This is a genomic window from Rhodoferax sp. (assembly GCF_039922535.1).
Lineage (GTDB): Bacteria > Pseudomonadota > Gammaproteobacteria > Burkholderiales > Burkholderiaceae_C > Rhodoferax_B.
Genome location: NZ_JBDTEM010000403.1, coordinates 1 through 2,142 on the forward strand (window position 1 = coordinate 1; position 2,142 = coordinate 2,142).

Annotated in this window: 3 protein-coding genes and 3 tRNA genes; all 6 read right to left on the minus strand. The window is 58.1% G+C overall.

Features of this window, described 5'->3' with window-relative positions:
* Positions 1 to 207, minus strand: a 207-nt coding sequence (locus ABI213_RS19055) for a GTP-binding protein (RefSeq protein WP_348028250.1), incomplete at its 3' end; no start/stop codon positions are given.
* A gap of 87 nt (positions 208 to 294) precedes the next feature.
* Positions 295 to 369: transfer RNA gene (locus tag ABI213_RS19060), tRNA-Thr, on the minus strand.
* 65 nt (positions 370 to 434) lie between these two features.
* A tRNA-Gly gene (locus ABI213_RS19065) sits at positions 435 to 508 on the minus strand.
* A 106-nt stretch (positions 509 to 614) separates the two neighbouring features.
* Positions 615 to 700: transfer RNA gene (locus ABI213_RS19070), tRNA-Tyr, on the minus strand.
* A 127-nt stretch (positions 701 to 827) separates the two neighbouring features.
* On the minus strand, positions 828 to 1,568 hold the full coding sequence (locus tag ABI213_RS19075) for a uracil-DNA glycosylase (protein ID WP_348005703.1): 741 nt from the start codon (positions 1,566 to 1,568) through the stop codon (positions 828 to 830).
* Positions 1,569 to 1,578: 10 nt separating this feature from the next.
* Positions 1,579 to 2,142, minus strand: a 564-nt coding sequence (locus ABI213_RS19080) for an indole-3-glycerol phosphate synthase TrpC (RefSeq protein WP_348028252.1), incomplete at its 5' end; no start/stop codon positions are given.

Genomic DNA, 2,142 nt, shown 5'->3' on the forward strand with positions numbered 1-2,142 from the left:
TTCGACGTGGGCGGTATTGATGGTAATACCGCGCGCTTTTTCTTCAGGTGCCGCATCGATTTGGTCGTAACCCTTGGCGGTACCACCGAACTTGGCTGCCAGCACGGTCGTGATGGCAGCGGTCAGCGTGGTTTTGCCATGGTCAACGTGGCCGATCGTGCCCACATTGACGTGGGGCTTGGTACGTGTGAACTTTTCTTTTCCCATTTTTCAACTCTCCAAGGAGCTCCGAAAAAAATAAACCAAATTTACCCAACCATCGCACCTACTGGATTCAGTGCGCCTTCAAAATACTGGTGCCCATTCCGGGAATCGGACCCGGGACCTCTCCCTTACCAAGGGAGTGCTCTGCCACTGAGCCAAATGGGCACTTGTTGCACCGCTTCGGAAGACCCGAAGCAACACAACCTCAACTTGTTATTGACAAACGCCTTTGGAGCGGGAGGCGGGAATCGAACCCGCGTCATTAGCTTGGAAGGCTAGGGTTCTACCATTGAACTACTCCCGCATTCAGGCATCGAAACACCGAAGGCGAAAATTCACGCCAAAGCCAAAACCCGCTTGTCAATACTTTCAAAACCTGGCTGCCTTTTCTGGCATTTCTAACGTTTCGCTGGTGGAGAGGGCTGGATTCGAACCAGCGTACTCGTAAGAGGGCAGATTTACAGTCTGCTGCCATTAACCACTCGGCCACCTCTCCGGCGAAGCCTCAAATTATAGCACAGAGATTTTTGCTAAGTTCGAATCTCTGCGCTTTACAGCCTATGATCATACCGCGTTGTGGTGACATTGGCCTCGTGGTTTTGAATTCTTGTGAGGAGAACGTCTCATGCCTTGCGGGTCCAGTCGATGGCCTTGGTGCCCGACTGGGTAAGAAAATCGTTGGCGCGCTGAAAGTGCCCGCAGCCTAGGAATGGTGTGGGTGGGCGCAAAGCCGAGAGGGGCGATGGATGGTTGGATTGCAGCACCAGAATGTGGTTGCAATGGTCTGCTGCGACTTGTCGGACTAGTGGCGCTTTGGTTTGCGCATGCGCTCCCCACAACAGGTAGGCGCACACCGGAGCGGTCTGTGCGACACGCGTGACGACCGCGTCGGTCAAGGTTTCCCAGCCGCGTTTGGCATGGCTAGCGGGGAGCCCACCCTCGACCGTCAGGCAGGTATTGAGAAGCAAAACGCCTTGCTCGGCCCAGGCGGCCAATGACCCTCCCGGGGTGCTGGGCCGCATGCCTTCTTGTTGCAGTTCCTTGAAGATGTTGCGCAGCGAGGGCGGTGGCTGGATGCCGGGCGCTACAGAGAATGCCAGTCCTTCCGCCTGGCCGGGGCCGTGGTACGGGTCCTGGCCCAGGATGACCACTTTGACTGTGCTCAGTGGCGTAAGGGCCAGGGCGCGCAAGGGCTGTGGCGGATAGATCGTGGCCTTTTGGGCCAGGCGCTGGTTCAGAAACTGGCTGAGCTGAAGTCCTTCTGCCGAGGCCAGAAAGTCCGCCACGCACGGCTGCCAGTCGGGTGCGACGCTGGTCGCAGCCGGTGGCCAGCTTTGCAGACAATCCTCTTGGAAAAGAGGCATGACCGGTGCTTTAGTGGGTGCCGAACAGGCCGGCCAGCGCTACGCCGGGGTCGGCTGCGCGCATAAAGGCTTCGCCGACCAAGAAGGCGTGGATGTTTGCGTCGCGCATGCGCTGCACGTCGGCCGTGGTCAGAATGCCGCTTTCGGTGACCAGCAGGCGGTCCGCGGGCACGTCTTTTTGCAGGATCAGCGTGGTGTCCAGGCTGACTTCAAAGCTGCGCAGATTGCGGTTGTTGATGCCGATCAACGGGGTTTTCAACCTCAGGCTGCGCTCCAGCTCGGCCGCATCGTGCACTTCCACCAGTACCGCCATGTCCAACGCGCGGGCAATGGCTTCCAGCTCGGCCATGTGGCCATCGTCCAACGCGGCAGCGATCAGCAAGATGCAGTCGGCTCCCATGGCGCGGGATTCATAGACCTGGTAGGCATCGACGATGAAGTCCTTGCGCAGCACCGGTAGCTGGCAGGAGGCACGCGCTTGTTTCAGGTAGTCCACCTGGCCTTGAAAAAACTGTTTGTCAGTGAGTACGGACAAACAGGCTGCTCCATATTCGGCATAGCTTTGGGCGATGTC

Bases quoted from the DNA above. Each gene is read 5' to 3' on its own strand.
- ABI213_RS19075 (WP_348005703.1), bottom strand. From the start codon at position 1,568: ATGCCTCTTTTCCAAGAGGATTGTCTGCAAAGCTGGCCACCGGCTGCG.